The 682-nt window shown below is 68.3% G+C and carries 1 protein-coding gene; it reads left to right on the top strand.

The features are described 5' to 3' along the window. Nucleotides 1-682, top strand: a 682-nt coding sequence (locus AC5WRT_RS39000; protein WP_496101108.1) for a thiamine pyrophosphate-dependent enzyme, incomplete at both ends; no start/stop codon positions are given.

Raw genomic sequence — 682 nt, 5'->3', positions numbered from 1 at the left:
AGAGGTCGTCGAGGTCGCGGAGCTGCTGGGTGCCGGTGTGGCCAAGGCGTTGCTGGGCCGTGAGGTGCTGCCGGACGATCTGCCGTTCGTGACCGGTCCGATCGGTCTGCTCGGCAGCAAGGCGAGTGACAACATGATCCGGGGCTGTGACACCCTGCTCATGGTGGGCACGAGCTTCCCCTACTCCGAGTGGCTGCCGGACGAGGGGCAGGCGCGGGGTGTCGAGATCGACATCGACGGCCGGATGATCGGTATCCGCTATCCGATGGAAGCCCATCTCGTCGGTGACTCCAAGGAGACCCTCCGTGCGCTGATCCCCCTGCTGCAGCGCAAGGAGGACCGGAAGTGGCGCGAGCAGATCGAGAAGGACGTCCGTGAGTGGAACGCGATCTGTGAGAAGAGGGCCGGTCAGCACTTCGGCGGCACCATCAACCCGCAGGCGGTCGCCGCCGAGCTGTCGTCCCGCCTGCCGGACGGCTGCATCCTCACGGCGGACTCCGGCTCGGGCACGAACTGGTGGGCGCGGCATCTGAAGCTGCGCCAGGGGATGCAGGCGTCGTTGTCGGGGACGCTGGCGACCATGGGCCCGGGGACGCCGTACGCGATCGCGGCCCGGTTCGCCCACCCGGACCGGCCGGTGATCGCGTTCGTCGGTGACGGCGCGTTCCAGATGAACGGCATG

Source organism: Streptomyces sp. NTD91 (genome assembly GCF_059510455.1).
Note: the sequence above shows the minus strand (reverse complement) of the source record. Positions and strands in the feature narration are given on the sequence as shown.